The 2244-nt window shown below is 72.9% G+C and carries 1 protein-coding gene; it reads left to right on the top strand.

Going from position 1 to position 2244, the window contains the following annotated elements; all coding sequences use genetic code 11:
• On the top strand, window positions 1–2244 hold a 2244-nt coding region (locus ABQJ56_RS16865; protein WP_367846183.1), incomplete at both ends, for a condensation domain-containing protein.

Below are 2244 nucleotides of genomic sequence, written 5' to 3'. Positions count from 1 at the left end.
CGCCCGCCTCTACCGCACCGGCGACCGCGGCCGCTGGCATCCCGACGGCTCCCTCGAACACCTCGGCCGCGCCGACTTCCAGATCAAGCTCCGCGGCTTCCGCATCGAACCCGGCGAGATCGAGGCGCAGCTCGCCGGCCATCCGCCGGTGACGCAGGCGCTGGTCATGGTGCGCGAGGACCGGCCGGGCGACGCGCGCCTGGTCGCCTATCTGGCGAGCGAGACGCCGGTGGACGAGGCCGCCCTGCGCCATCGCCTGCGCGAACGCCTGCCCGAATACATGCTGCCGCAGCACTTCGTGGTGCTGGCCGCGTTGCCGCTGCTGCCCAACGGCAAGATCGACCGCGCCCGGCTGCCGGCCCCGCTCGCCGCCGGCGTGCCAGCCGGCACGCGCGTCGCGCCGCGCGACGAGCTGGAGCGCCAGGTCGCGCAGGCGATGGCCGCCGTGCTGGGCGGCCTGGAGCCGGGCTTGGACGACGACTTCTTCGAGCACGGCGGACACTCCCTGCTCGCCGCGCAACTCACCGCGCGGCTCAACCGCGAGCTGGGCCTGGCGCTGCCGCTGCGCACCCTGTTCGAGGCGCCGACCGTGGCCCGGCTGGCGGCGGCGATACGCGCGGCCAGCGCGTCCGGGCCGTCGGCGCCACGCAACATGGCGCGCCTGGCCGACCGCGAGCGCGCACCGCTGTCGCTGATGCAGCAGCGCGTGTGGTACCTCGAACAACTGCAGCCCGGCGGCGTGAACTACCACACGCCTTCGGCGCACCGCCTGCGCGGGCCGCTGAATCTCGCCGCGTTCGGGCAGGCATTCCGCACGGTGGTGCAGCGCCAGCCGGTGCTGCGCACCGCCATCGAAAGCGGGGAAGCGGGCCCGCTGCAGCGCATCCACGCCACGCTCGAAGTGGAACTTCCGCTGGAAGATCTCGGCGGCTTGCCGGCGAGCGAACGCGAAGCGTGGCTGATGCGCCGGCTCGACGCGCTGATCGCCGAACCCTTCGACCTGTCCACGGCGCCGCTGTTCCACGCCCAGATGTTCCGGCTGGCCGACGAGGACCACGTGTTCTTCTTCATGACCCACCACATCATCTGGGACGGCTGGTCGTTCGACCTGCTTTACCAGGAGATGGCCGCGCTGTATCCCGCGTTCTGCGCCGGCCAGCCCGATCCGCTGCCGCCGCTGGCGGTCGAGTACGGCGATTTCGCCGCGTGGCAGCGGCAGTGGATGCAGGGCGAGGAACTCGCGCGCCAGCTCGACCATTGGCTGAGCCGCCTGCGCAATCCGCCCGAGCCGCTGGAACTGCCCGCCGACCGCGCGCGGCCGGCACGCATGTCTGGCGCGGGCGCCACCGAATGGATCACGCTGTCGAACGGGCGCCTGCGCGCCGTGCGCGCACTCGCGCACCAGGCGGGCGCGACCCCGTTCATGGTGCTGCTCGCGGCGTACTACGCGCTGCTGCACCGGCTCGGCGGCCAGCGCGACCTGATCGTGGCCACGCCCGTGCGCGGCCGCGACGCGGTGGAGCTGGAAACGGTGATGGGCTTCTTCGTCAACGCGCTGCCGCTGCGCCTGGCGGTCGACCCGCAGGCCGGCTTCCTCGAGATCCTGCGGGCGGTGCGCACCATGGTGCTCGACGCCTTCGCCTGCCCGGACGTGCCGTTCGAGCACCTGGTCAAGGCGCTGCGCCTGCCGCGCGACGAAAGCCGCCCGCCGCTGGCGCAGGCGATGTTCTCCTACCAGGATGTGCGCGGCCGCGCACTGGCGTGGGGCGAATTGCGCCACGAACACCTGCCGGTGTTCCAGCGCGGCAGCGCATACGACCTCGGCCTGTGGTTCATCGAACAGGAACAGCAACTGCTCGGCGGCCTGAGCTTCAACGCCGACATCTTCGAACCGTCCACCGCCGCGCGCTTCCGCCGCGGCTACGAGACCCTGCTGGAAGGCGCGCTGGCCGATCCGCGGCAGCCGATCGCGCAACTGCCGCTGCTGCCGGCAGACGAGCTGGCGCAGCTGCGGCGCTGGAACGCCACCGCCGCGGCGATTCCCGTGCCGACGATGCACGGCGCATTCGAGCGCCAGGCGGCGGCCACGCCGGAGCGCATCGCACTGCGCCTCGGCAGCGTGACGCTGAGCTACCGCGCACTCGACGAACGCGCCAACCGCATCGCCCACGGCCTGATCGCCCACGGCGTCGGCCCCGGCGCCCTCGTCGGCATCGCGCTGGAACGCGGCCCCGACATGCTCGC

Origin of the sequence: Rhodanobacter geophilus (assembly GCF_040812275.1) — a bacterium.
Lineage (GTDB): Bacteria > Pseudomonadota > Gammaproteobacteria > Xanthomonadales > Rhodanobacteraceae > Rhodanobacter_A > Rhodanobacter_A geophilus.
This window is presented reverse-complemented; position numbering and strand designations above follow the sequence as displayed.